Below are 25,131 nucleotides of genomic sequence, written 5' to 3' on the forward strand. Positions count from 1 at the left end.
CTACATCTCTCCCTGCGATGCTGGCAATTAAAATAATTCTTATAAGTCGAGCTAATAAATCTTCACCTCCAGTTCATCCGAACAATCCAGCAACAACTCCCTTATGGTTTTATTGAAAACTGGATGAATAAAATCGGGCGCAATTTCATTAAGTGGCGTCAGCACAAAACGACGTTCTGTAATTCGCGGATGAGGTATAACTAAATCAGGGGTTGAAACGACTTTATTGCCATAAAACAGAATGTCAATATCTATTACTCTTGGCCCCATTTTTTCCATGCGTTGCCTGCCTAGTTGCAGTTCGATACTTAACAGTTGATTTAGCAGTGCTGCCGGTTCAAGCGTAGTGGTAATACAAAGAACCTGGTTTAAAAACGGCTGTTGCTGGGTGAAACCCCAGGGGGCTGTTTGATATATGGAAGATTTTTTTACAATAGCGTCAACCTTGCTTTCGATCAATTCGTAAGCTTTTTGCAGGTAGTGCAAGCGATTTCCGACATTTCCGCCTGTCAACAAATAATTGTCATTCATAAAATCTCATTGATTGAGCTGTTCAAATATCTTTAAATTGTGTCCTTAATCACGATTTAATAATGAGAAGTTTTTTCAAGATATTTTTTGCTTCATTACTTGCGCTGATCGTCTTTATGTTTATTGGAGCGTTGATCGTAATAGGGATCGTTGCAAGTGCAACATCGGGCGACAAACCGGAAGTAGGAAGTAAAGCAGTGTTGGTTGTTGACTTAACTAAACAGTACAAGGAGCAAAAAGAAGAGGATGCGCTGAACTTTGTAAGCGGAAATGCAGATGAAAACGTTCCAGGTTTACACGATGTGGTTCGCATGATTGAGTACGCTAAAAGCGATAGCGCGATAAAAGGTATTTACATAAAGGCCGAAGAAAATGCAAACGGTTTTGCTGCAAGTGAAGAGTTGAGAAATGCACTGATTGATTTTAAAAAAAGCGGAAAGTTTGTAATCGCCTTTGGTGATGTAATCAGCCAAAAAGCATATTACGTAGCAAGCGTTGCTCATAAATTGTATTGTAACCCAAAAGGAACAGTTGACTGGCGAGGGCTGGAAACAACTTTATTTTTTCTGAAGGGAGCGCTTGATAAGCTGGAAATTGAACCACAGATTTTTTACGCGGGAAAGTTCAAAAGCGCTACCGAACCTTTACGAGCGTATCAAATGACCGAGCCTAATAAATTACAGACTTCTGTTTACCTGAATGATTTGTACAGCCATATCTTATTATCAGCCCGGGATAAAAGCAACCTGGATACAGCACAGTTACATCAGTTAGCAAATACGGGCGCCATACAAACGGCATCTGAAGCAGTCAGATATAAATTGATTGACGGAGTAAAATATGATGACGAAGTAAAAGCCGAAATCATACAACACATTCAAATTGACCCTACGCGTAAAATTAATTTTATCAGTTTAGGCAAATATGCAAAAGCAGTTGATTTTTCACCAAACGAAGGAAGCCGGGTTGCAATTATTTATGCTGAAGGTGAAATAAATGATGGAAAAGGAACCGACGGTCAAATAGGTTCAGACGCATATCGTAACCTGATAAGAAAAGCAAGACTGGACAAAAATATCAAGGCTATTGTTTTCCGGGTCAATTCTCCTGGCGGCAGCGCATTGGCGAGCGAAGAAATTTGGAGAGAGATTACACTTGCAAAAAAAGCTAAACCAGTCGTTGTTAGTTTGGGTGACGTTGCTGCATCTGGGGGGTATTATATTTCTTGTAGTGCGGACAGCATTTTTGCAGAGCCCAATACGATAACCGGTTCAATAGGTGTTTTTGGCATTGTTCCCAACATGAAAAAGTTTATGAATAATAAGCTTGGGGTTACTTTCGATGGAGTAAAGACTGGCCCTTTTGCCGACATGCCTTCTGCAGTAAGGCCACTCAATGCGGCAGAAAAACAATTCATCCAAAGTGCAGTAGACACTATTTATTCCACATTTAAGGGCAGGGTAGCAGAGGGCCGAAAATTATCTGTTGAGATGGTAGATAGTATAGCACAAGGCCGGGTTTGGACGGGACAAAGAGCATTGACAATTGGGCTTGTTGACCGCCTTGGGAATATTAACGATGCGGTGAAGTGTGCAGCACGAATGGCAAAATTAACTTCTTACCAGTTGAAAGAATATCCTGAAAGCAAAACCATGCTCGAAAAATTTCTAAATAAAACAACAGAGGATGTTAAGGTGAAAGCCATTAAAGAAGAGATAGGCGAGGAGCAGTATATCATTCTTAAACAGCTCAAAAATATTCGGAATATGGTTTCTGTTCCCCAAACCAGGCTGCCTTTCGAACTAACAATCAGGTAATAACTAGAGTTTCACCTCCTCAAATGTTCAACGATCAGTTGAAGATATTAAGATAGATTTGCGCTCTCAAAAGACTTATGAAAGTAGAATACAACCAGCTTACGGCAATGCTGGCAATTACCAAGGCAAGTTTAAAAGCCATCTTACGAAGTCCTTCAACGGTTATTTTCAGTCTTGCTTTTCCTTTAATCTTTATACTGGTTTTTGGTTTTATTGGTGGCGGAGGTAAAGTTTCCTTCAGCATTGCTATCGATAAAAATGCTGACACCGCCAATCTTGTTTTTTCGGCTTTAAAAAATATTTCAGGGATAAAGATTGTAAACAAGCCGGACGTAGAATTAAAGGAAGATCTGGAGAAAGGCAGACTGACAGCTATCGTTAATATCGAAAAAAACAAGGCCCAAAATCCTCCATATATCATTCACCTTAAAAGTTCAGAGTCAGTTAATCCTCAAAACTTGCAAGTATTAAAATCTATAATCAGTTCTATAATAAGTAACGTTGACCAAAAAATTTATCCTAACACGCCAACCTTTGCTGCCATTAATGAAAATATTCAAAAAATTCCCGGCAGAACTTACCGCACCATTGACTTTATTTTACCCGGACAACTTGGTTTTTCGTTGCTGAGTGCTGGTGTGTTTGGCGTAGCTTTTCTTTTCTTTAACCTCCGGCAGCAATTGGTATTAAAAAGATTTTACGCCACTCCAATACAACGTTCTTACATCATTCTGGGGGAAGGTTTAAGCCGTGTCATTTTCCAGTTGTCTACTGCTGTCATCATCATTCTAATTGGACGTTTCGCTTTTCATTACACTCTTGTGCATGGGATAGAAACATTTTTAGAGATAATGGTTTTAAGCTTTATATCCTTAATTCTGTTTATGGGTTTTGGATTTATTGTTAGCGGAATTGCTAAAACAGAAAGTACTATTCCACCCTTGGCAAACATTGTTACCCTACCGCAGTTTTTGCTTGCAGGAACTTTTTTTTCAATAGATGTATTTCCTTCTTGGCTTCAACCTATTTGTAAAATACTTCCTCTAACACACTTCAATGACGCTATGCGAAAGATTGCTTTCGAAGGCGCTCATTTAAGTGATTGCCTTACTCAAATTGGCATCCTCGCCCTTTGGGCTGTTGTTGTGTATGCCGTAGCTATAAAGGTTTTTAAGTGGGAATAATATGAGAGTTATAAAGCTTGGATTAATTAGTATTGTTTTTCTTTTTTTAGTAGTAACAGCCATTTCTTTGTTGTTGCCATCTACCATTAATATTTCGAGAGCTATTAACATCAATGCACCTGTTGATTCTGTTCGCGCAAACATCAACAACATGGCAAAATGGAAAAGTTGGTTTGCTAATTATGATTCTTCTCAGACCACTATTTCTGAAAAATTCGTTGGTCCTGGTGCGTCTATCACTATTAATAACACGACGATTACGATCATAGACAGCAAGCCTGACAAAATAAAAACTGCCTGGATTTCAGGTAGCAAAACCTTAAATGGTGAGTTTAATATTTTTAAACAGGATAGCGGCAGCCATATTACCGTGCAATGGCATTTTACCCAACATGTAGAATGGTACCCGTGGGAGAAGTTTGCTTCAATAGCTTCAGATAAGATAATGAGCCCGGGCATGGAAAAGTCGTTAGATAACCTGAAGCAGTTGGTTGAAAATAGGTAGCAACAAAGGTTAGTCGAAAATTAAGAATCACGTTTACACTCTTTTCTACTTCCATTCAGTTGCATGTAGATTGTCGCACCCTAAACCAGTTGGCGGTCTGGCACCAACAGCAAGAACATTATTCTCGTATGTCACCGCATCTTTAAAAACCTTCGCTTTGAAGTTCCTTTTTTGTTATTTATTTTCTTACTAGTGCAACGGCGACAAATAAAACGATGTCAACCTGCTGAATTGAAGAAATGACAGATCATTTAGCATTAGTAAAAAATTGTTTAAAAGGAAAAGCACCTGCACAAAAGCAGCTCTACGACAAATTTGCCCCAACTATGCTTGGCGTTTGCTACCGGTATACCAAAAGCACCCAGGATGCTGAAGATGTACTGCAGGAAGGATTTGTAAGGGTGTTTACATTTCTTAATCAATATAACGGAGAAGGTGAATTAGGCGCGTGGATAAGAAGGATTATGGTGAACACGGCTTTAAATTATTTAAAGAAAAGTCAGAAATACCAGCACGATTTGTTATTCGACAAAACACAGCTAGCAGCGGTTTCATCAAACGACCCGGAAGTTTTATTACATGCAAAAGAATTGGCAGAACTGATCAGGCAATTGCCAACACCCTACCAGGCAATTTTTAACCTGCATGCTATAGAAGGTTTTTCGCATGTAGAGATTGGACAAATGCTTGGCATTAACGAAAACACTTCACGCTCTCAATACATGCGTGCGAGACATTTACTCATTAGCTGGATTACAAATACATCCGGAAATAAAAATAAGGTGTATGCAAGAAAATGAATTTGAGAAGCGTGTTCGACTGCAAATGGAGGAATTTACACTTGTTCCGAATGGAGAAGTTTGGCGGCAGGTGGAGCCAAGAATTAAAAAAGAAAAAGGCAAACGCCGCCTTTTCTTTTGGCTGTTTGCCGGGCTTCTTATTATAGGAATAACGGGGGGGATATACTTTTTTAGCGTTAGAAATCAACCGTTCTCAACATACCGTTCTCCAGGTAAAAATTCTGGTATAGAAAAATCAATAATAGATCCGTCTAAAAAAGTAGATGTTAGTACTGCGAAAAGAAACACATCAATACAAATTTCAAAATCGAAAAATGAAAGATCAGCCTTTCCTGCTCAAGATATTAGAAACGACATTCGAAGCAACAGATCTCGTACTGCTTCCTTAACAACTACCGAACTATCGAAACCTTTAGTTAAAGTAAAGAAAGAGACTGTCTATCCTATAAGTAACCGAAGCGAAATTTGGAACGATAAAAAAGGGGGTAACAATAGCGTTAAACTACCTGTAACAGAAAGGAGGTTGGAAGGAAAAACTGCATTGCCTCCACATAAATATTTGCTTTCGCAAATTGCCGAAAAATCAAACGGTGATACGGTGGCAAAAGTAACAGCACCGGTAGATAATAAACCTGTGACAGGCGACACCTTAATGGTATTAAAAAAGAATGATGACATAAAACCAGGTAAGCAAAAAGACCTGAAAAAGCGGGCATGGGGATTTACTTTGTTTGGAGGATTATCAGACAATATAAGTGGACTTGGAATTGGTTCGGAAAAAAGCCTGTTCTTCTCTGATCGGCAAAATTCGGGTTCCCAATCAACAACACCATCTTCAGTAACGGCCGGTACACTCGCTGCTTCGGGGTTGCAACATAAAAGCGCGGCTTCTTTTGGCGGTGGTGTTTATCATATAAAAGCGCTCACAAAAAAGTTGGCCGTTTCCGCGGGAGTTGCTTATCATTTCATGTCAACTAATTCCGTCATAGGTGATAAAATAGATTCTACTATACATAGCTACGATAGTGTACTCCAAATATCACCCAATGCAAGGCCTTTTTATCTGGCTGGACAAACAACCTCGTATAATAACAAATATCACATTATTCAACTTCCGATTAATTTACAGCTCCAGGTAAATAATAGTATCGATCACCCACTCCACGTTTCCTTAGGGTTATCACCTTCACTTCTTATTGCCTCAAAAGCGTTGTATTTAAACCGGGGCGCCAACGCGTATTACCGTGAACAAAATCAGTTTAGCCATTTCTTGCTCTTCGGTCAAAGTGAGTTGCAGTATACTATAAGTAGTAAAGTAAATTACCAGTTCAGCGTAGGGCCGACATTAACATATAATTTAAATTCTTTTAGTAAAACTGCTATAAGCACCTCTCAACATTTATTATTCACAGGTATAAAAGCCAACATCGTTTTTAAGTAAAAAATTTTAAACTACTCATATGACACCTACATTATCTATTGGTAAGATGACGGCTTTGCTTATGTTTTTAGCAATCAATTTTCAAAGTTGTGTGAAGGATACTGTCTCAAAAACGTATACCATGTACAAGCCGGTTTATAAGACTACAGCAGAAGTAAGGGCAAATATTAAAAATGATGCTGCTCTTCCGGTATCAAATCCAGGAAAAATGTTTGTGTTAAGTAATTATATTTTTTTAAATGAAATTGATAAAGGCATTCATGTTATCGATAATTCAAATCCCGCTAACCCGGTCAACAAATATTTTATTGCAATACCTGGCAACATTGATCTTGCTGTAACAGGCACTACTTTGTATGCAGATCTTTATACTGACCTGGTAACACTCGACATTAGCAATCCCTCTTTAGTACAAGTGAAAAAGATTACGGAAAATGTTTTTCCTAACAGACTGTACTCAGGGGGCTTTGTTGCTAATAATACAAAGATTATTACAGACTGGACAAAGAAGGATACTACCGTTACCGAGGATGTAAATATGACTACAAATGGAAATTTTCTTGTCGATGCTAGTGTGTTTGCAGTCGCACGCCCAGGTTCTTCTGCAAATAAAGCTGCCGTTGGTATCAGCGGTTCTATGGCCAGGTTTACCCTGCTCGACAATTATTTGTACACTGTTACCGAAAATGCTTTAAATGTCTTTAATATCTCTCACCCTCAAAACCCTGTTTTCAGTAATAAAATCAATTTGCCTTTTGGTATAGAAACCATCTATCCTTTTAAAAGCAATTTGTTTATTGGTTCACAAACAGGCATGTTGATATATGGAACGGCTAATCCTGCACAGCCCGTACAAGCTGGAAGCTTTACTCATGCCCGTGTGTGCGATCCTGTTATTGCCGATGATAATTATGCGTATGTAACACTTAGCTCAGGGTCAAGATGCGCCGGATTTATTAACCAGTTGGATGTGGTAAATATTCAGAACCTACAAAGCCCGAAACTTGTAAAAAGTTATCCTCTTACAAATCCACACGGCCTAAGTAAAGACGGCAATACCTTATTTATTTGCGACGGAGCTGCCGGTTTAAAAGTGTTTGATGCAGCAGACCAGAACAATATTAAGCTGTTGCAAACATTAGACGGAATAGACGCGTACGATGTTATTGCCTTTAATGGAATAGCGATTGTTTCTGCCAAAGATGGCTTGTACGAATACAATTATACCGACAGGAGCAAGGTTCAACAAATCAGCAGAATTTCATTCAACAAATAAAATAAGATGAAATCAGTAATGGGCATTGTTCTGTCGTTCTTTATTCTTTCAATAACTTCCGGGCAGGATAGCTTGTCAGAGAAAAAGGTAAAATTGAGTTCAATAAGTCAGTTCGGACTTTTGGTTGGTGAAAGTGGAGAATCGGCAACGATTCAATTAATCAATGGAATAAAAAAAGACAAATGGTTTGCCGGATTTGGAGCAGGAATTGATTTTTATGTAGAAAGAGGAGTACCGCTATTTATTGATATAAGAAGAGATCTTACAAATGGCAAAAATGCACTGTTTTTATATGCTGATGGCGGCATTTATTTTCCCTGGCTAAACTTTATCCAAAAAGAGCAGAGGCCTAATTCAACAATGGCTCCCGGTGCTTATTACGATGTAGGCCTGGGATGGAAGTTGAGAGGTAAGAACAAGCGGGGTTTTTTGTTGAGCGCGGGCTATACCGCAAAGCAGGACAAAGGAAAGACAACATTTCCAACCTGGAACCCGGCAATTACCGGTTTTGAAAATACTGCCGGGTACTATAATTACAAATACCGCCGCCTGGTGCTAAAGGTTGGGATACAGTTGTGAACTGGATGCATGAACGCTTCATGCTTTAATCGAAACTAGTCTACTACCGCTTTCCTGATTTTTACTAGCTGAACAAGTAATTCTTCCAGCTTGTTTAAATGCAGCATGTTTGCTCCGTCGCTTTTTGCACAAGACGGGTTAGGATGGGTCTCTATAAATAATCCGTGTGCACCCGTCGCTATTGCAGCTTTTGCAATGGTTCCTATTAATTGTGGATTCCCCCCGGTTACGCCTGTGGATTGATTAGGTTGTTGCAAGCTATGGGTGCAATCCATTACAACAGGAACATTATGGGCCGACATAATAGGGATATTTCTATAATCAACAATAAGATCCTGGTAGCCAAAAGTAGTACCTCTCTCTGTTAGCATCACTTTGTCGTTTCCTGCTTTGCGTATTTTATCTACCGCGAACTTCATTGCATCACCGCTTACAAATTGTCCTTTTTTTACATTAACTATTTTGCCCGTTTCTGCAGCAGCTACTAATAAATCCGTTTGCCTGCATAAGAACGCGGGTATCTGTAGAATGTCGATGTATTTAGCAGCCAGTGCAGCTTCTTCGTGCGCATGAATATCAGAAGTGGTGGGAAGACCAAACTGGTCGCCTACCTTTTTTACAAGTTGCATGGCAGCTTCATCTCCAATACCGGTAAACGATGAAGCGCTGGTTCGATTGGCTTTTCGGTAAGAGGCTTTAAAAACATATGGAATACCTAGTTTTTTGCAAATAGTATACACACCATTGGCAACTTCCATTACTAACTCTTCACTTTCTACAACACAAGGTCCTGCAATCAAAAAAAAGTTTTTCGGATCGTAAGATTGGTTCTGAAACAATTGCTGTAAAAACTCCATAGGGTAATTTTAATTTCGTCGACAAAGGTATTCTCCACGCTTTTAATATTCCAAATTGCTTTTTCTTGCGTTGATAAAACAAGTTGTTGTTTGTTGGCACTGTTGGTAAGCGACCAACACCGCCGGTGCGCCTGACCGCTAACTAGTCTTCATTGAGGTGCGACTATTGCCATGCCCCTGTTATCTTATCTGGTATTTGCCGTTATATTTATCTTAATTATTGAAAGCTATGGGCAGAGAAAATTTACAGCAGGCATTTGGAAACATAGATATCTATTTATTTGACCAGCTATTAAAAGGGCGGTTCGATGATTGTAAAAAAGTGGGCGATATAGGTTGCGGGTACGGAAGAAATTTGGTGTACTTTTTAAAAAATGGTTTCGAAGTGTATGGGATTGACCAAAACGAGGAGGCCATTTTAGAAGTTCAAAGACTTTCGAAAGAGGTACAGATCACTAACCCTATAAGCAACTTCAGCGTTGCGCTTGTTGAAGATCTTCCATTTGATGATGATTTTTTTGATCTTGTTATTTGTAGCGCTGTCCTCCACTTTGCAAAAGATACAGATCACTTTAATGAAATGGTACGATCGATTTGGAGGGTTATGAAACCCGGAGGGTTTTTATTTGCAAGATTAGCTTCTGATATTGGCATTGAGCACCTGGTAATGAATATAGGAAATGGTAGATTTCGCCTGCCAGATGGCTCAGATCGTTTTTTGGTAAATCAACAAATGCTTTTAAATTATACGGCAAGATTAAACGCACAACTTTTCGAACCAATTAAAACTACCAATGTTCAAAATGTGAGGTGTATGACAACATGGTGCATTCAGAAATTGTAGTTGTACGTGTTATAAATGTTATGCAAAAAATACCCCTGTCTTAATCTTTACTTCCTCACAGCAGTCCTAGATAAAAAGAATGATGAAAAGAGTTTTGTGTTTTACAGGAGCTTGTTTTTTCGCTTTTTCTATTGGTTATAGCCAGGATAATAAAAAGCAACCATCTTCGCGACCTTGGGAGCAACAAGAGATAAAAGCTGATAAACGCCTTGAAAAAGAAATTCAGCAAAAGCAATTATTATCGAAACCTGAGTTGCTTGAGAATTCGGTGGGTAAGGCACAAACGAAGAAGGCTAATTCGGAAAAGGTGAATAGTAAACGCAAGCATGTCAAGAAGAGTTGCGTAAAGACAAGCTGAGCTTTATAAAGCAGAAGGGGATGAAGATATTTTTAAAATAGTAGATAGCATGAAAAAAGCTGCAACAGGTTAACCCGTACACGCTGTGCGACGCAACAAAAGATTAATAGCAATTCTATAGCGGGGTACATAAAAAAAGGTCCATACAGTTTTTTGTATGGACCTTTTTATGCTAGTGCTGTCCTTAATGTTTTTCTATAAACATGCCGGAAAACTTATTTTTTTCAAGTTCGCGGTTAAAAGGCTCGAGCTCTTGTTGTACTCTCATCTGGCTTCTATATTGTTGTTCGCCAGCCTCAGTGGTACGGAAAACACCGGCGGTAATATATCTTAAAGCGCTTGCAAGGGAGGGTTCGGTAACATCACCCCACACCTTATTAACCCCGTCGGGGGCTGCTTTGTCAGGAGCAAAACCTGTATAGTAATCGGCACTACCGGCGCTGTTAACGGTTTTAAACGATATTGGATAAATTGAATAATTGTAAATATCAACAGGAAAAAAACCTACAGGCTTACCATAGGTTGTGTCGCCGATTAACTTCACATTCATATAAGGCTTCAGGTTATTAATTAATAATTCACTGGCCGATGCAGTTCCACTACCAACTATAAAAAACACCTGGCTTAAACTAAGCGTACCAGTATTTGAAAAGTTTTCGGTGTTGTTTTGCTCCGCGAAAGAGGTAGCGCCATAACCTGACTTCTTCTGCAACAAAGGAAACTTGCCTTGCTGCAAATTAGAGTTAAAGATATATTTATACATCACTTTATTATTGGCAGCTGCGGGTGCAATTAGGTTTGCCAATGCATTTTGTGTAGCAGTAGATCCTCCGGGGTTGTAACGTAAATCCACTATCAGTTCATTAATGCCTTGTGCTTTAAAGTCATTAAATACGGTATTTAACTCCGTAATAGAAGGTGCCCCAAAAAATTGTTTAAAAACAAAATAGCCCACCTTTCTTCCGCCGGTATTTATAACACTTTTATGCAATACTGCGTTTGATGTAAAACTTGTCTTACTTAGATTGAAGGTGGCTATGCTACCATCAGGTTTTACAAATTCGAAAGAAGCGCTATTGGCCGATCCGAAAAATGTTTGGTTTAAAAGATCAATGCTGGATTGAGAATAAGTCAGGTTTGCATTATTGATCTTGTTAATATACCAACCTCTGTTCACTCCCGCCGTACCTGCAGCAGACTTATCAAAAGCGTACTCAACGTACCACCGCACTGAGTCTATTGGTTCAACCCTGTCAGCAGCGGCAGCTTTTATAAAAAAACCATAATCTACAGCCACTCCGGTTTGAAGCGCACTTGACTCTTCCTTAGTTGTAACGAAACTAAACCTGTCGAGGGGTTGCAGTGCGCGGATAGCATTCATTTCCGCTGTTGCAGCAGCCTCGTCAGTCGCTCCGTTGTACTGGCGTGGATTAAAGATGTCGTAGGAAGGAATTACATCTGGCCACAAATAAATCTCTTTCGTGTACAGGTAGAGTGAGTCTTTCAGCAAGTCCGACTGGGAAGCTACGGTGGTAGTTGGGCTAGTTGTAGCAGTAGGCTCTTGTACTATTTCTTTTTTACAAGAAGTGATAGATAGAATAAAAATTGTTGTTAGCGCTATGAGAAATGTCTTCATTGTGGTTTGTAAAATTTAATGTAAATAACATTAAAGGAGCGAGAGAGTCTTTTAATGAAATGCCAATACTACACATGTGAGAAAAGTTTTATAAATCTATTATGATAAGGATATAGAGTTGTACAAATATTAACAAGCATAACCATACTACTTCTGCAGTTAGAGCAACTTTTGCATATAGATTAAGAGTAGCTAATATTCTGTTGATGTAGAAGTGACAGTTGTTAATTGCTCAGTCCTAACTAATTACTTTAACTGCTACAGGAGACGATATACCTGTTATTTAAAAGTGGATAAACAATACTTTTGCAACACAAAAGTCAATTAAATAATGAGAGTGAAATTTTTAAACAACTTGTTTCATGTTGCTGCGTTTTTTATCGTTTCATTGCTTTTCCTGCCAGCGGAAACTTTTGCCTGGGGAATGTCGGGCCATCGTATTGTAGGTGAAATAGCCGGTAGCTATTTAAACCCGAAAGCAAGCAGGGAGATAAAAAAAATCTTAGGAAATGAGAGTATTGCAATGTCTAGCAACTGGGCCGATTTTGTAAAGTCTGATACAAGTTTCAGCTACCTGAATGAATGGCACTATGTAAATGTAGATAAAGGATTAAACGCCGAACAAATGGCGGCCGCACTACAAAACGACACTGGCGTTAATGCATATAGCCGCCTTAATTTTCTTATTGCTCAACTTAAAAATAAAAGCCTTCCTCAAAATGAGAAGTTGATGTATTTGCGTTTGCTGATACATATTGTGGGAGATATACACCAGCCATTTCATGTAAGTGCCAAAGGCGATAGAGGAGGAAATGATATTAAGCTTACCTGGTTTAACCAACCATCAAATGCGCACAGGCTTTGGGATGAACAACTGATAGAGTTACAGCAACTAAGCTATACAGAATACACCCGGGCCATAAATTTTACTACTGGCACCCAGCGAAATAAATGGCAGGCTATGCCGGTGAGTAGCTGGTTTTTCGACTCCTACCAGGTAAGCGAAGTGCTTCATGAAGAATTGAAAAAACCTGATCAAAAACTGAGTTATCAATATAATTTTTCTCATTTACAGACGCTGAACGAGCAGCTGTTAAAAGGTGGTGTGCGGCTTGCAGGATTATTAAATGAGATATTTGGTGTTTAAATAACAGCGTTACAAGGGTGCTAAAAGGAATAGGATTAGGTAGAACGCTGCCTGTGCATTGGCATTTGCGGGAGTTGCCGACTGTGCTGTTTTTCAACTTGATAATATTGTTGACAAACAGAATTATACGAACACTTCTGACCCTGGCCTAAATTCTTCGCACCAGGATGGGATGTGTTTCAGCACTTTTATTCCAGGTATGTTGCTACAATTACTTTTAATCCTAAAGAGAAGGAAACTTTGATGGAATGAGGATGCTGTTTAAAACAACTGAATTATTTGAAACGGTGGTTAATGTTTTAAAGCCGATGAAGGATTGAATTAAAATGCAGAAAAACCTGAAAATTACCTAACAACAACGTACAAGAATTAGAAGATGTGCCGATTTTAATTTGTGGTACCTGCATTCGTTTTTCATGGCTTCATAGTTGCGTCGCAATCACTTTATCAGCATCACGCTGTGCAGCTTTTGCCTTTAATGCAGCACTTTCAGCGCACTTCATACAGATATAAAGGTTCGATATAACAATTCTTTCTGTTTCTGCAGTGTCATACGCACCATTTATACACCGAAACAAAAATTATTAATAACATGAAAAGCACTAATAAGGGGTTGCCTGCAGAACAACGCGAAGAACTACTAAAAGTATTGAAAGCCCGTTTCGAGAAAAATATGGACTACCATAAAGGTCTTGAATGGTCTACAATACAAGCAAAGGTGGAAGCCAATACAGAAAAACTGTGGTCGCTTAATGAAATGGAAAGAACCGGTGGTGAACCAGATGTCGTCGGTTATGATGAAAAGACCGATCAGTACTTTTTTTATGACTGTGCTGCCGAAAGCCCTAAAGACCGTAGAAGTGTTTGTTATGATGGCGAAGCACTGAAGTCAAGGAAAGAGCATAAACCGAAAAATAGCGCCATTGATTTGGCTGCTTACATGGGCCTGGAACTTTTAACCGAAGAACAATACCGGGATCTGCAGCAATTGGGAAACTTTGATACGAAAACGTCGAGCTGGGTAAAAACACCTGCTGCGATTAGGGAATTAGGTGGCGCCCTCTTTTGCGATCGGCGCTACAACCGGGTGTTCGTGTATCACAACGGGGCAGAGTCTTACTACGGCTCGCGGGGTTTCCGCGGTTTACTGAGAGTCTAATTGTTTAACAAAAGTTAAGTACCCCTAAAATTATATCAAACTCGTTCACTCGATAAATACGTAATATGCTATAGCAAAAGCTGTGAAAAGTTCTAAAGGTGACCGTCAGCTAAACCAATTTCTGCAGCAGTGTTTTTGTCTTACCGGAGCCAGCCCCTCCCCAGCCATTTATTTTGTCATATTTATTTTGTCGTCTTTTGTTAGGGTAACTTCTTCTCCTGATCAATTCTGTTTTGCAACAACCGCTTCCAATAGCCAAAAATCTTCCATTCTTATTTTTATCAACGCTTGTCGGCCATCCATTTTATTCTCCTTTCTGACGCTCCCTGGGTTCCATCTCCTACAAAAGGGGTAACCAAGCTGAAGCACGAAACTAAAAAACGGCATTTCACAATAAAAAGCCACTTTTCCCCTTTAAAACTTAACCTTTCCACAGGCAATGCACATCCTTTCCGCACCACTGCTTGCTTTACGGCTTTTAATGTATGTTCGCAGGCAGAAGAAAGTTGAAAGTGGTAGTTTTGAGCTGTAAGAAATACTACAAAGGCTTTGAATGGTGGGTTTAGAATTTTCAATTTTCCATTTTGAATTATTAGAATGAGATTAAAGAGTTTAGAAATCAAGGGTTTTAAAAGTTTTGCCGACAAAACCGTGCTCAACTTCGATGAAGGTATTACCGGCATCATTGGGCCAAACGGTTGCGGCAAGAGTAATATTATTGACAGTATCCGCTGGGTGATTGGTGAACAAAAAATTAGTGCGTTGCGCAGTGAGAACCTGGAGGCGTTGGTTTTTAACGGTAGCCGTACACGTAGTGCGAGTGGTCTTGCAGAGGTGAGCCTGACTTTCGAGAATACTAAGAATTTGTTGCCTACTGAGTTCAGCACCGTGACCGTTACCCGTAAGTTTTATAAGAACGGTGAGAGTGAGTATCGACTGAACGATGTCAGCTGCCGGATGAAAGACATCCACAACTTGTTTATGGATACCGGTATCAGTACCGACAGCTATGCGATTATTGAACTGGGAATGGTAGATGATATTATTCGTGATAAGGAAAACAGCCGCCGGCGTATGTTGGAGCAAGCTGCAGGAATCACCATTTACAAAACCCGCAAGAAAGAGGCAAAGGCGAAACTGGATGCCACCGAAGGTGACCTGAACCGAATTGAGGACTTGTTGTTCGAAATCAACAACCAGTTGAAGACGCTGGAGAACCAGGCGAAAAAGGCAGAGAAATATTACGAAATCAAAAAGGACTATAAAGAAATCTCGGTTGAGTTGGCCAAAGCATCTTTGGAGGGGTTTAACGACACTTACCGGGAGCTTAACGAGAAGCAGGAGACAGAGACTGACAAAAAAATTCGTCTTGAAGCGGAAGTCGCTACAGAAGAGGCGGTAATTGAGCAGGAGAAGGTGGGATTTATAGAGAAGGAAAGGTCGTTGCAAAGCATGCAGCACGAGTTTAACGACCTGGTGCAAAAGCTGAGAACGCATGAAAACGAAAAGAAACTGGCTACCCAAAAGCTGCAATACCTCAAAGAAAAGGAAGGCAGTATTAAAGCATTCCTTGATAGGGCAGAAGGTCAGGTAAGCGGTATAGATAAATCGATAGAGTTTACGACACTGCAATTAGGTGAGGAGGAAGGAAAGCTAGGCAACCTTCAGCAGCAGTTAGATGAGATGAAAATGGATGTGGCGGCAAAGCGCCAGGTGTTCGACGACAAACGGGGAACAGTAGATCAACTGCGGCGCCAGTACCAGGAGGTTCAGCGGAAGCAGTTTGATGCTGAGAAGAAAGTTGCCGTTGCTGATTCCTCTATTCAAAACCTTCAACGGGCTCTTACACAATTACAGGATGAAAGACAGCAGCGCGAAAGCCAGTTAAAGCAACTCGAAGAACAGCGCTTAGATAAAGAACAGGAACTGGAGGAAAAAAGGGTAGAGCTTCGCCAGTTGCAGGAACAGCACGAAGCCACAAAACAGCGCATCTTGGAGGCTCAACAGAAGATGGAGGGGTTGCGTAACCGGTTAGCAGAGGAAAGTCGTAAACTTGACAGCAAGCGCAATGAATACGCCTTGCTCAAAAGTTTGATTGATAGCATGGAGGGCTACCCGGAGAGTGTAAAGTTTTTACATAAAAATAAAAACTGGAACCATACCGCTCCTATTTTGTCTGATACCATTTACGTAAAGGAAGAATACAGGGCCGCGGTCGAAAATGTTTTGGAGCCGTATCTAAATTATTATGTTGTAAACGACCTTGAGGAGGGTATGCAGGCAGTTCACTTGTTAGATGCTAACCAAAAAGGCAAAGCAAACTTCTTTCTGCTCGACAGGATTAATAACTATAAAAAAACCGAAGAGCATCAGCCGGCGAATACAATCAAGGCGTTGGATGTGATTGAGGTTGAAGAGAAATACAAGCGTCTTGCCGAGTACCTGCTTTGCAATGTCTATATAGCTGATGATGAAGCAGCAATGTTGGACAGTGATGGGGGAGTAGTGCTTGAAAAACATGGAAAATTTGTAAAAGGCAAATTCTCTTTAAGTGGTGGCAGTGTGGGATTATTTGAAGGAAAGAAAATTGGTCGTGCAAAAAATCTTGAAAAATTATTTAGCCAAATCGAAGCCCAGGAAGCCGTAGTAAACCGCATAAAAGCTGAGATCCAGGCGAAGCATAACGAAGTAATTGCGTACAATGACCAGTTGAAAGAGAATGTCATCCGGCAAACCCAGCAGGAAATAAACAACCTGACAAACCAGGTATTCGCGTTGCAGAATAAGCTTGAAAATTTGACTGCTATGCAAAACAGCAGTCAGAAAAGGTTGGATGAACTGGAAGGCAACCTGGAAGCCAACCAGGACTCAATCGCAGATGTAAGGGAGGAATTGATTGGTTTGAACGAGCAATTGCAGGCCGCTTCAGACAACATGAAAATGCAGGAGCAGGATTATAAACTTGCCGAGCAGGATTACAACGAAGTGAACAGGTTGTTCAACGAAAGCAATCTCCAACTAACTCGTCAGCAAAGCAAGATCTCGGCATTGAAGACCGAGTTGAACTTCAAACGAAACCAGTTAAATGACCTGACCCAACAAATTGAAAACAATAAGGTTCAGCTAAAGCAGGCAACGGAAACGATAGTCGACAACGAAGCCACTCTAAACGATAATGATGAGTTCCTGGTGAATTTGATGCGGATGAAAGACGAGGAAGAGAAAAAACTGAATGAAGCTGACCAGGCATATTACAACGTCCGCAATACTTTACAAGCGAAGGAAAGTGAGTTGCGTCACAAAGTGAAAAGCAAAGAGCTGATTGATCATATTCTCACGGAAATTAAAGACAAGCTGAACGAGCTAAAACTACAGTTAGCGGGAATGAAGGAAAGGTTAAGCGTGGAGTTTAAGATCGACCTTAATGAGATATTAGACCAGGCACGTAATACTGACACACCTGTTGCTGACTTGCAGGCTGCTTCAGACAGAATGAAGAAACGCCTCGAGAATATGGGCGAAGTGAACCCTACAGCAATTGAGGCTTATACGGAAATGAAAAAGCGATATGATTTTATTGTAGAGCAAAAAAATGACCTGGTAGATGCAAAGGAGAGTCTCATGCAAACCATCCAGGAAGTGGAGACAACGGCCAACCAAAAGTTTTTAGATACTTTCAACCAGGTGCGGGAGAATTTTCAAAAAGTATTTAAAACTCTATTTACAGAAGAGGACCAGGGAGATTTGATCCTGGTTGACCCTACAAATCTTGCGGAAAGTGGAATTGACATTATCGCAAAACCGAAAGGCAAACGCCCGAGCAGCATAGGTCAATTAAGCGGCGGAGAAAAAACTTTAACGGCAACTGCACTATTATTTTCAATTTACTTGATTAAACCAGCTCCTTTCTGTATTTTAGACGAGGTAGACGCACCGCTTGATGACGCGAACGTTGGAAAGTTTACAAAAATGATCCAGCAATTCAGTGAGAACAGTCAGTTTATAATAGTTACACACAACAAGCAAACGATGAGTACGGTTGACGTTATTTACGGGGTGACTATGCAAGAGCCGGGTGTAAGTAAATTAGTGCCGGTAGACTTTAGAGGGTTAGCAGACACGCCTCCTTCAGCCAAAAAGGTGGCAATCGGATAAAAAAGGTTTTTGTTTTTCTTTTGTAATAGATAGTGTAGTAAGAGCCGCTTTTGCGGTTCTTGCTGTTTTAGGCCACCAAGGTATGTAGTGCCTGCTAATATTTACGATCACTCTACAAGCACTCCTAATTTTTCTACCAGTTACTTTGCCTCCGGTAAATAGGTGAGTCGGCACAGGAATCATGTTTTAATGCTATTGCTTAATTTTAATTAAAATTTTATCTAAAGTGTTTGAACAAAAAATTTATACGATTTATCTTTGCTTATCCTTTTTTTATCCATCTATAAAACCTTCTAATATGAATATTCATTTCAATTTTCACGGTTCTACTTACAACGCGGGGCTGGCGAAACAAGGAGATAATAAATTGGAAGTGCTAATTAAGGACGATGTGTTGGAAAAGCAGTTCGGGCATTCTCTTCCATTTTACATTCAAAACAAGTCAGTCAATTTCGATACTTATAATCGCTCGCATTCTGATTTATATGCTTTAAATGCTTCCATTTCTAAAGCTATAGTGGAACAGTGCTCTGAGATCTTAGAGTCGTCAAATTAATTGTTCTCTTTTAAATATTTAGCAAAGCAAAAAAAGGGTATAGCATTTATTAAATCTGCTATACCCTTTTTTTTTAAGTTATTCTTTCTACTAATTCACCCCCATTTCCTGGTATGCTTCGATTGGTTCACATGTGCAAATCAAATTTCTGTCGCCATAAGTGTTGTTTACACGACTGATAGCCGGCCAAAATTTGCTGTGCCGTAAATAATCAAGAGGAAATGCAGCTTGTGATCGGCTATAAGAATGATCCCAATCATCAGCGGTTATTACCTGTAAGCTATGAGGTGCGTTTTTCAATACATTATCAACCCTATCGGCCTTTCCATTTTCAATGGCTACAATCTCTTCATGTATATTTATTAATGCGTCACAAAAACGATCAAGCTCAGTTTTAGGTTCACTTTCAGTAGGCTCAATCATAATAGTTCCTGCAACCGGAAAACTTAAAGTTGGTGCGTGGAAGCCATAATCCATTAAACGCTTTGCAACATCTTCCGCTTCAACACCAAGGTTTTTGAAAGGGCGCAAGTCAACAATAAACTCATGGGCGCACGTATTGTTCTTTCCACTGTACAAAATTTTGTAATGGCCTTCAAGCCTTGCCTTCATGTAATTAGCGTTAAGAATAGCATACTCCGTTGCCTTTCTCAATCCTTCTGCACCTAACAATTTGATGTAAGCATAACTAATCAGCAAAATGCTTGCAGAGCCATAAGGAGCTGCACTTACCGCATTCGCAACATTTCCTTTGTTGATATTTACATGTCCTGGTAAAAAAGGTGCCAGTTTCTCATTGACGCAAATCGGTCCCATACCTGGTCCGCCACCGCCATGCGGTATTGCAAAGGTTTTGTGCAGGTTAAGGTGACATACATCAGCGCCAATAAACCCAGGAGCAGTTAAACCCACCTGCGCATTCATATTAGCTCCGTCCATGTAAACCATACCACCGTGTTCGTGAACGGTGTTACAAATTTCCCTGATACTTTCCTCAAACACACCGTGCGTACTGGGGTACGTAACCATTAATCCCGCAAGCACGTCTTTATATTTTTCAGCATTCTTTCTCAGATCTTCCACATCAATATTTCCCGCTTCGTCACATTTAGTAACTACGACTTTAAATCCGGCCATTACCGCACTTGCAGGGTTTGTTCCATGGGCAGATATTGGAATGAGAATCACATTTCTGTGTGCTTCATTCCTGTCTTCATGGTAACCTTTTATTGCAAGCAAACCTGCATACTCCCCCTGTGCACCACTGTTTGGTTGCAAAGAGGTGGTAGCAAAACCTGTAATGTTACTGAGCCATTGTTCCAATTCAACCACTATCTGATGATAACCCTGCCACTGGTCAGTCGGTGCAAAAGGATGCATTTTTGAAAACTCGGCCCAGCTTACGGGAATAAGTTCCGTTGCAGAATTAAGCTTCATGGTACAGCTACCTAAAGGAATCATAGAGTTGTCAAGACTAAGGTCTTTGTTCTCTAAAAACTTCAGGTAACGCATCATTTCTGTTTCACTGTGGTGTGTATTAAAGACAGGATGCAAAAGAAATGCAGAAGTTCTGGTTAATGAAGCTGGAATATTATCAAGGTTGGTGTCATATTCAAACATTACACCTGCATCACCCATGCCTTTTATCTCGGCAAACAAATGAAGTATATCAAGCACGTCACATTGCGCTGTTGTTTCATCTATCGATATTCCAACAAAGCCTTCCTGAAAATAATGAAAGTTAATTTGTTGCGCTTCAGCCAGTTTACGCAGCCCTGCAACATCATCTACCTTCACTTTTATAGTGTCAAAGTAATATTGATTTACCTGTTCAAAACCCATTTCTTTCAGCTCTTTGCTTAAAGAATGCGCAAGAAGACTAACGCGAGTAGCAATATTTTTCAAGCCTGCCGAACCGTGATACACAGCATACATGGCAGCCATATTAGCAAGTAAAGCCTGGGCAGTACAAATGTTGCTCGTTGCTTTTTCACGACGAATGTGTTGCTCACGTGTTTGTAAAGCCATGCGTAAAGCGCGGTTACCCTGCGTGTCAATGCTTACCCCAATAATACGTCCCGGAATTACGCGCTTAAATTCATCCTTAGTAGCAAAAAAAGCAGCATGTGGTCCGCCAAATCCCATTGGCACACCAAAACGTTGGCTTGAACCTATTGCCACATCAGCACCCAATTCTCCCGGCGGAGTTAATAATATAAGTGCAAGCAGATCGGTAGCAGTCACCACTTTTGCATCTACAGCCCGTGCTTTTTCAAAAAAGCTTCGGTAATCTTCAACGGCCCCATCGCTTTTGGGATATTGTACAATTACACCAAAGTATGTCTCGTCAAGTTCTGCGGTTTTAAAATCCCCAATCACTAATTCTACCTTAATTGGAGTTGCCCTTGTCAAAAGCACGTCTTTTGTTTGGGCAAAAACGTTTTCATCCACAAAAAATTTAGGAGCAGTTATTTTTTCACCCTTGTTCTTGTTATTAAAAAGCATTGCCATCGCTTCGGCAGCAGCAGTTCCCTCATCAAGCAGCGAAGCGTTGGCAATAGGCAGTGCAGTGAGATCGCTAACCATTGTTTGAAAGTTCAACAAACTTTCTAAACGCCCCTGTGCAATTTCTGCCTGGTAGGGGGTGTATTGAGTGTACCATCCCGGATTTTCAAAAAGGTTTCGAAGGATGACTGTTGGTGTAATCGTATCGTAGTACCCCTGGCCAATATAGCTTTTGAATACTTTATTTTTTGACGCAGTTTTCCGTAGCTCTTTCAAATATTCATATTCGCTAACCGGGCCTGCCACATCTAACGTCTTTTCAAGACGAATATCCTGCGGAACGGTTTTTTCTATCAGCTCATTCAGCGATCCTACCCCTATCGTTTCCAGCATTTCTACTGTCTCTTGTTCACTCGGTCCAATGTGCCTTTCCTGAAATTCCCTTGCCTGTTGTTCAAATAAATTCATGTCGTGTTTATAAGTTAGGTACTTGTTTATGATTTGTTTTGTTTCCTGCTATTGAATGTGCTGCAACATCGTTGTGTCACTCACTTCTACGGCAAATCATTTGTATGCTTTTTTCGAAGCCGATGCTAACAAACATTAGGCAATGAAAAATGTTGGCGAAGTAATCGCTAGGCCCGATATACTATTTATGTTCCGGGATAAGTATAATTTGAAAAAGATTTGCAAATTTAAGGTGCTAACGGCATATTACCGAAAGGGCAAATCATAGTAAACCCCGCTTCAATGTTTTTAACATCGTCTTTTTCTGTTAAACTAATCACTTTTGCCTTTCAAAAGGTTTTATAGCCCCATTTTTAAAATGGCTTAGTTTTTAAAGACATACTTTTGCGGATTAATTAAAGTAAGAAAATGTATTTCTACACGGCTTTTTACTTATCACACAATTCATGAAAGTAGGTTTTGTTAACATATTCGGAAAGCCAAATGCAGGCAAAAGCACCTTGTTAAATGCTCTGGTTGGTGAAAAAATGGCTATAGTTAGTCATAAGGTACAAACTACCCGACATCGCATTAAGGCTTTTTTAAACAAAGAATGGGAATACCAGATTATTTTCTCAGACACTCCAGGCATTATTGAGCCAAAATATAAGCTGCACGAAAAAATGATGAAAGCTGTAAAAAGCAGCCTTGAAGATGCAGATGTTGCACTGTTACTTGTTGAAGTGAATGACAACTGGGAAGAGGCTGACAAAATTTTTTCGTCGTTGAGGCTTAAAGTTCCATGTATTGTCATCACCTCAAAAACGGATTTGGCAAAAGATAACCGGGAGGAAGAGGCGAAAGCTTTTTTCTCAGCTAAATCCTATTGCAAAGAATGGATTGGAATATCGGTTACAGCGGGAAGAAATGTAGACAAATTGCTGGAATTGATATTGAAGTATTTGAAAGAAGGACAGCCATTTTACGATGAAGAAGACTTGACGGATCTGCCAACGAAGTTTTTTGTAGGCGAAATTGTAAGGGAAAAAATCTTTGAATTGTTTGAGCAGGAGATTCCCTACGATACTACGGTAATGGTAAATGAATTCAAAGAGAAGTCAAGCCTTGTAAAAATACAGGCAGATATCATTGTTCAGCGTGAAAGTCAAAAGGCGATTATTTTAGGTGAAGGTGGAAAAATGATAAAACAAGTGGGAAGTCTCGCGAGAAAGGATATTGAAGAGTTTTTGGGACAAAAGATTTTCCTGGAATTATTTGTGAAGGTGAAAAACAAGTGGCGGGATGATGATTTTAAGTTGAAGGAATATGGGTATAATTCGTGATAAGGAACAAGAAATAATGAATAATGCGCAGCGAGCTTTTATTATTAATTGTTCATTTTTAGTTCTTAATTGTTCATTGTTCTCCACAGGTACAAGTGAGTGACACAACGATGTGGATAAAAGAACAGGTGCTTGTACCAAAAAAATTAATAACACAATCTTTCCCGTTTGGGTTAGAATTAAAAAACAAACAGCCCTTTGAGGGGTTTAGGGTCTTATGGTATTTACAGTAGCAATAGTTGGACGCCCAAATGTGGGCAAGAGTACATTTTTTAATCGCCTTCTCGAGCAGAGAAAGGCAATTGTTGATGATATTAGCGGTGTAACCCGCGACCGTCAATATGGAGTAACTGAGTGGATCGGTAAAGCATTTAACGTAATTGACACAGGTGGCTTTGTACCCAATACCTCTGACGTTTTTGAGACAGAAATTCGCAAACAGGTAAAAATCGCGATAGAAGAGGCAAACGCTATCATTTTTATGGTAGATGTAACTACCGGTATAACTGACCTTGATCAGTCTGTGGCGGACCTTTTACGACGCAGTACAAAGCCGGTTTTTTTGTGCGTTAATAAGGTAGATAATAGCCAAAGGATGTTAGAGGCCACAGAGTTTTACAGCCTTGGTTTTGAAAAAATATTTTTTGTAAGCAGCATCAGTGGTAGCGGGTCGGGCGAAATTTTGGATGCTGTTGCTGAGTTAATAACTCCCGAATCATCTGAGGATGCATTAGAGAATAACGACTTACCTAAGTTTGCAATTATCGGTCAACCAAACGTTGGAAAATCTTCTTTGCTAAATGCATTGGTAGGGCAGGAGCGAACAATTGTAAGTGATATTGCCGGTACAACCCGCGATACGATACATACGCATTATAACATGTTTCAAAAGGAGTTTATCCTTATTGATACAGCCGGTATCCGCCGCAAGACTAAGGTGAGTGAAGACCTGGAATTTTATTCGGTAATTCGTGCGATAAGAGCAATGGATGAAGCCGATGTTTGCTTGTTAATACTCGATGCTTCAAATGGTATCACTGCCCAGGACCTAAACATTTTTAGCCTTGCTGTTAAGAAAGGTAAAGGAGTGGTGGTGCTGGTGAATAAATGGGACCTGGTAGAAAAAGAAACGAACACTGCCCGGGACTACGAGAAAAGGTTAAAAGAGAAACTTGCTCCGTTTACTGATGTGCCGATCCTTTTTATATCGGTAAAAGAAAAAACCAGGATTATGAAGGCGATGGAAGTTGCACTTGAGGTGTATGAAAATAAGACACAAAAAGTGGCTACTTCGAAGCTTAATGATATTATGCTGAAAGCCGTGGAAGCTTACCATGCGCCGGTTGTTAGAGGAAATGCTGTTACGATAAAGTATGTTACGCAACTTCCAACACACGTTCCGTCGTTTGCATTTTTTACAAATTACCCTGATGATATACGGGCGCCTTATAAAAACTACCTTGAAAATCAACTAAGGCAGAACTTTAAGTTTACCGGTGTACCAATCAGAATCTTCTTCAGGAAAAAGTAGGTGGCAAAAGAATTGCTAATAATTCTAATATTATTTATCCCACTTATTTAAATACTAGTAAATGAAAAAGGTATTGTCAATTGTTATAATAGCAGCAAGTTTAACAGCTTGCGGAGGTGGAAATAGTGAATCCGGTACTGTAGGAGGAGATAGTGCGCAAAAGGCTTTTGATAGTGTACAACAGACCGGCGACACATCGGCACTAAATAGCGTTATGGGCGATAGCACCTCGGCAAGTGGCATTCATGGACAAGGTTCGGGTTCAAGAGTCGGTGGTGGTAAGTCGGGTGAGCCACAAAAGCAAGGTGGAAAATAATTTGAATTTGATTTAACTGAAGTAATACACGAACCTTCCTTTGTACCGGGGAGGTTTTTTATTGACGCCCCGCCCGTGGGTGGTTACAGTTACAACGACCGGAAAAAATATTTTTAAATGGTATTAAAGTACTAGACAACTTGC

Annotated in this window: 21 protein-coding genes; 16 read left to right on the plus strand and 5 right to left on the minus strand. The window is 40.0% G+C overall.

Annotated features, from left to right (window positions below; translation table 11 throughout):
- Positions 1-51 precede the first annotated feature (51 nt).
- Positions 52-531 carry a 2-amino-4-hydroxy-6-hydroxymethyldihydropteridine diphosphokinase gene (folK, locus tag JWR87_RS02445; protein ID WP_297815133.1) on the minus strand — a complete coding sequence of 160 codons (480 nt, stop codon included), beginning with the start codon at positions 529-531 and terminating at the stop codon, positions 52-54.
- Between the two features lie 62 nt (positions 532-593).
- Between folK and sppA the strand changes: the two genes are divergently transcribed.
- The 7 genes from sppA (at position 594) to JWR87_RS02480 (ending at position 8,133) form a co-directional block, all read left to right on the plus strand.
- The gene (sppA, locus tag JWR87_RS02450; RefSeq protein ID WP_297815135.1) at positions 594-2,348 is read left to right on the plus strand and encodes a signal peptide peptidase SppA; all 1,755 of its coding nucleotides are present in this window, start codon (positions 594-596) and stop codon (positions 2,346-2,348) included.
- A gap of 77 nt (positions 2,349-2,425) precedes the next feature.
- Positions 2,426-3,532: an ABC transporter permease gene (locus JWR87_RS02455; RefSeq protein WP_297815137.1), complete on the plus strand. Its 1,107-nt coding sequence runs from the start codon at positions 2,426-2,428 to the stop codon at positions 3,530-3,532.
- 1 nt (position 3,533) lies between these two features.
- Positions 3,534-4,037, plus strand: a complete 504-nt coding sequence (locus tag JWR87_RS02460) for an SRPBCC family protein (RefSeq protein WP_297815140.1) — start codon at positions 3,534-3,536, stop codon at positions 4,035-4,037.
- 239 nt (positions 4,038-4,276) lie between these two features.
- Positions 4,277-4,837, plus strand: a complete 561-nt coding sequence (locus JWR87_RS02465; protein ID WP_297815142.1) for an RNA polymerase sigma factor — start codon at positions 4,277-4,279, stop codon at positions 4,835-4,837.
- On the plus strand, positions 4,824-6,278 hold the full coding sequence (locus JWR87_RS02470; protein ID WP_297815144.1) for a hypothetical protein: 1,455 nt from the start codon (positions 4,824-4,826) through the stop codon (positions 6,276-6,278). Before JWR87_RS02465 ends, JWR87_RS02470 begins: the two co-directional genes overlap by 14 nt.
- Positions 6,279-6,297: 19 nt before the next feature.
- Entirely contained in the window at positions 6,298-7,554 is a 1,257-nt protein-coding gene (locus JWR87_RS02475) for a hypothetical protein (RefSeq protein WP_297815147.1), read from the plus strand.
- A gap of 6 nt (positions 7,555-7,560) precedes the next feature.
- Positions 7,561-8,133 (plus strand): hypothetical protein, encoded by a 573-nt coding sequence (locus JWR87_RS02480; RefSeq protein WP_297815150.1) that lies wholly within the window; start codon positions 7,561-7,563, stop codon positions 8,131-8,133.
- Between the two features lie 35 nt (positions 8,134-8,168).
- Here the strand turns inward: JWR87_RS02480 and kdsA are convergent, their stop codons facing one another.
- Positions 8,169-8,990, minus strand: coding sequence for a 3-deoxy-8-phosphooctulonate synthase (kdsA, locus tag JWR87_RS02485; protein WP_297815154.1), 822 nt, complete (start codon positions 8,988-8,990; stop codon positions 8,169-8,171).
- Between the two features lie 229 nt (positions 8,991-9,219).
- Here kdsA and JWR87_RS02490 point away from each other — a divergent pair, with 229 nt between their 5' ends.
- Entirely contained in the window at positions 9,220-9,834 is a 615-nt protein-coding gene (locus JWR87_RS02490) for a class I SAM-dependent methyltransferase (RefSeq protein ID WP_297815156.1), read from the plus strand.
- Positions 9,835-9,913: 79 nt separating this feature from the next.
- Positions 9,914-10,192 (plus strand): hypothetical protein, encoded by a 279-nt coding sequence (locus tag JWR87_RS02495; protein WP_297815159.1) that lies wholly within the window; start codon positions 9,914-9,916, stop codon positions 10,190-10,192.
- A 184-nt stretch (positions 10,193-10,376) separates the two neighbouring features.
- On the opposite strand, the gene JWR87_RS02500 is transcribed toward JWR87_RS02495, so the two are convergent.
- On the minus strand, positions 10,377-11,828 hold the full coding sequence (locus JWR87_RS02500; protein WP_297815162.1) for a S41 family peptidase: 1,452 nt from the start codon (positions 11,826-11,828) through the stop codon (positions 10,377-10,379).
- A gap of 331 nt (positions 11,829-12,159) precedes the next feature.
- On the opposite strand from JWR87_RS02500, the gene JWR87_RS02505 reads away from it, so the two are divergent.
- Together JWR87_RS02505 and JWR87_RS02510 are read left to right on the plus strand one after the other, a co-directional pair.
- The gene (locus tag JWR87_RS02505) at positions 12,160-12,975 is read left to right on the plus strand and encodes a S1/P1 nuclease (RefSeq protein WP_297815165.1); all 816 of its coding nucleotides are present in this window, start codon (positions 12,160-12,162) and stop codon (positions 12,973-12,975) included.
- 592 nt (positions 12,976-13,567) lie between these two features.
- Positions 13,568-14,134: a DUF4256 domain-containing protein gene (locus tag JWR87_RS02510; RefSeq protein WP_297815167.1), complete on the plus strand. Its 567-nt coding sequence runs from the start codon at positions 13,568-13,570 to the stop codon at positions 14,132-14,134.
- A gap of 281 nt (positions 14,135-14,415) precedes the next feature.
- On the opposite strand, the gene JWR87_RS02515 is transcribed toward JWR87_RS02510, so the two are convergent.
- Positions 14,416-14,709, minus strand: coding sequence for a hypothetical protein (locus tag JWR87_RS02515; protein WP_297815170.1), 294 nt, complete (start codon positions 14,707-14,709; stop codon positions 14,416-14,418).
- A gap of 22 nt (positions 14,710-14,731) precedes the next feature.
- On the opposite strand from JWR87_RS02515, the gene smc reads away from it, so the two are divergent.
- Together smc and JWR87_RS02525 are read left to right on the plus strand one after the other, a co-directional pair.
- On the plus strand, positions 14,732-18,289 hold the full coding sequence (smc, locus tag JWR87_RS02520) for a chromosome segregation protein SMC (RefSeq protein ID WP_297815173.1): 3,558 nt from the start codon (positions 14,732-14,734) through the stop codon (positions 18,287-18,289).
- Positions 18,290-18,587: 298 nt separating this feature from the next.
- Positions 18,588-18,845: a hypothetical protein gene (locus JWR87_RS02525; protein ID WP_297815176.1), complete on the plus strand. Its 258-nt coding sequence runs from the start codon at positions 18,588-18,590 to the stop codon at positions 18,843-18,845.
- 90 nt (positions 18,846-18,935) lie between these two features.
- Here JWR87_RS02525 and gcvP read toward each other — a convergent pair whose 3' ends face one another.
- Entirely contained in the window at positions 18,936-21,818 is a 2,883-nt protein-coding gene (gene gcvP / locus JWR87_RS02530) for an aminomethyl-transferring glycine dehydrogenase (protein WP_297815179.1), read from the minus strand.
- A 446-nt stretch (positions 21,819-22,264) separates the two neighbouring features.
- Here gcvP and era point away from each other — a divergent pair, with 446 nt between their 5' ends.
- From era to JWR87_RS02545, 3 genes are all read left to right on the plus strand, one after another.
- A complete protein-coding gene (era, locus tag JWR87_RS02535; RefSeq protein ID WP_297815181.1) occupies positions 22,265-23,140 on the plus strand; it encodes a GTPase Era in 876 nt (291 codons plus the stop codon).
- 217 nt (positions 23,141-23,357) lie between these two features.
- Positions 23,358-24,671, plus strand: a complete 1,314-nt coding sequence (gene der, locus JWR87_RS02540; RefSeq protein WP_297815184.1) for a ribosome biogenesis GTPase Der — start codon at positions 23,358-23,360, stop codon at positions 24,669-24,671.
- A gap of 61 nt (positions 24,672-24,732) precedes the next feature.
- The gene (locus tag JWR87_RS02545; RefSeq protein ID WP_297815187.1) at positions 24,733-24,987 is read left to right on the plus strand and encodes a hypothetical protein; all 255 of its coding nucleotides are present in this window, start codon (positions 24,733-24,735) and stop codon (positions 24,985-24,987) included.
- Positions 24,988-25,131 lie beyond the last annotated feature (144 nt).

The organism is Segetibacter sp. (assembly GCF_025963695.1).
Taxonomy (GTDB): Bacteria; Bacteroidota; Bacteroidia; order Chitinophagales; family Chitinophagaceae; genus Segetibacter.

What these genes read in the sequence shown, in the direction of transcription:
- folK (WP_297815133.1), bottom strand. Translation starts at nt 531, where the DNA reads ATGAATGACAATTATTTGTTGACAGGCGGAAATGTCGGAAATCGCTTG.
- sppA (WP_297815135.1), top strand. Translation starts at nt 594, where the DNA reads ATGAGAAGTTTTTTCAAGATATTTTTTGCTTCATTACTTGCGCTGATC.
- JWR87_RS02455 (WP_297815137.1), top strand. Translation starts at nt 2,426, where the DNA reads ATGAAAGTAGAATACAACCAGCTTACGGCAATGCTGGCAATTACCAAG.
- JWR87_RS02460 (WP_297815140.1), top strand. Translation starts at nt 3,534, where the DNA reads ATGAGAGTTATAAAGCTTGGATTAATTAGTATTGTTTTTCTTTTTTTA.
- JWR87_RS02465 (WP_297815142.1), top strand. Translation starts at nt 4,277, where the DNA reads ATGACAGATCATTTAGCATTAGTAAAAAATTGTTTAAAAGGAAAAGCA.
- JWR87_RS02470 (WP_297815144.1), top strand. Translation starts at nt 4,824, where the DNA reads ATGCAAGAAAATGAATTTGAGAAGCGTGTTCGACTGCAAATGGAGGAA.
- JWR87_RS02475 (WP_297815147.1), top strand. Translation starts at nt 6,298, where the DNA reads ATGACACCTACATTATCTATTGGTAAGATGACGGCTTTGCTTATGTTT.
- JWR87_RS02480 (WP_297815150.1), top strand. Translation starts at nt 7,561, where the DNA reads ATGAAATCAGTAATGGGCATTGTTCTGTCGTTCTTTATTCTTTCAATA.
- kdsA (WP_297815154.1), bottom strand. Translation starts at nt 8,990, where the DNA reads ATGGAGTTTTTACAGCAATTGTTTCAGAACCAATCTTACGATCCGAAA.
- JWR87_RS02490 (WP_297815156.1), top strand. Translation starts at nt 9,220, where the DNA reads ATGGGCAGAGAAAATTTACAGCAGGCATTTGGAAACATAGATATCTAT.
- JWR87_RS02495 (WP_297815159.1), top strand. Translation starts at nt 9,914, where the DNA reads ATGATGAAAAGAGTTTTGTGTTTTACAGGAGCTTGTTTTTTCGCTTTT.
- JWR87_RS02500 (WP_297815162.1), bottom strand. Translation starts at nt 11,828, where the DNA reads ATGAAGACATTTCTCATAGCGCTAACAACAATTTTTATTCTATCTATC.
- JWR87_RS02505 (WP_297815165.1), top strand. Translation starts at nt 12,160, where the DNA reads ATGAGAGTGAAATTTTTAAACAACTTGTTTCATGTTGCTGCGTTTTTT.
- JWR87_RS02510 (WP_297815167.1), top strand. Translation starts at nt 13,568, where the DNA reads ATGAAAAGCACTAATAAGGGGTTGCCTGCAGAACAACGCGAAGAACTA.
- smc (WP_297815173.1), top strand. Translation starts at nt 14,732, where the DNA reads ATGAGATTAAAGAGTTTAGAAATCAAGGGTTTTAAAAGTTTTGCCGAC.
- JWR87_RS02525 (WP_297815176.1), top strand. Translation starts at nt 18,588, where the DNA reads ATGAATATTCATTTCAATTTTCACGGTTCTACTTACAACGCGGGGCTG.
- gcvP (WP_297815179.1), bottom strand. Translation starts at nt 21,818, where the DNA reads ATGAATTTATTTGAACAACAGGCAAGGGAATTTCAGGAAAGGCACATT.
- era (WP_297815181.1), top strand. Translation starts at nt 22,265, where the DNA reads ATGAAAGTAGGTTTTGTTAACATATTCGGAAAGCCAAATGCAGGCAAA.
- der (WP_297815184.1), top strand. Translation starts at nt 23,358, where the DNA reads ATGGTATTTACAGTAGCAATAGTTGGACGCCCAAATGTGGGCAAGAGT.
- JWR87_RS02545 (WP_297815187.1), top strand. Translation starts at nt 24,733, where the DNA reads ATGAAAAAGGTATTGTCAATTGTTATAATAGCAGCAAGTTTAACAGCT.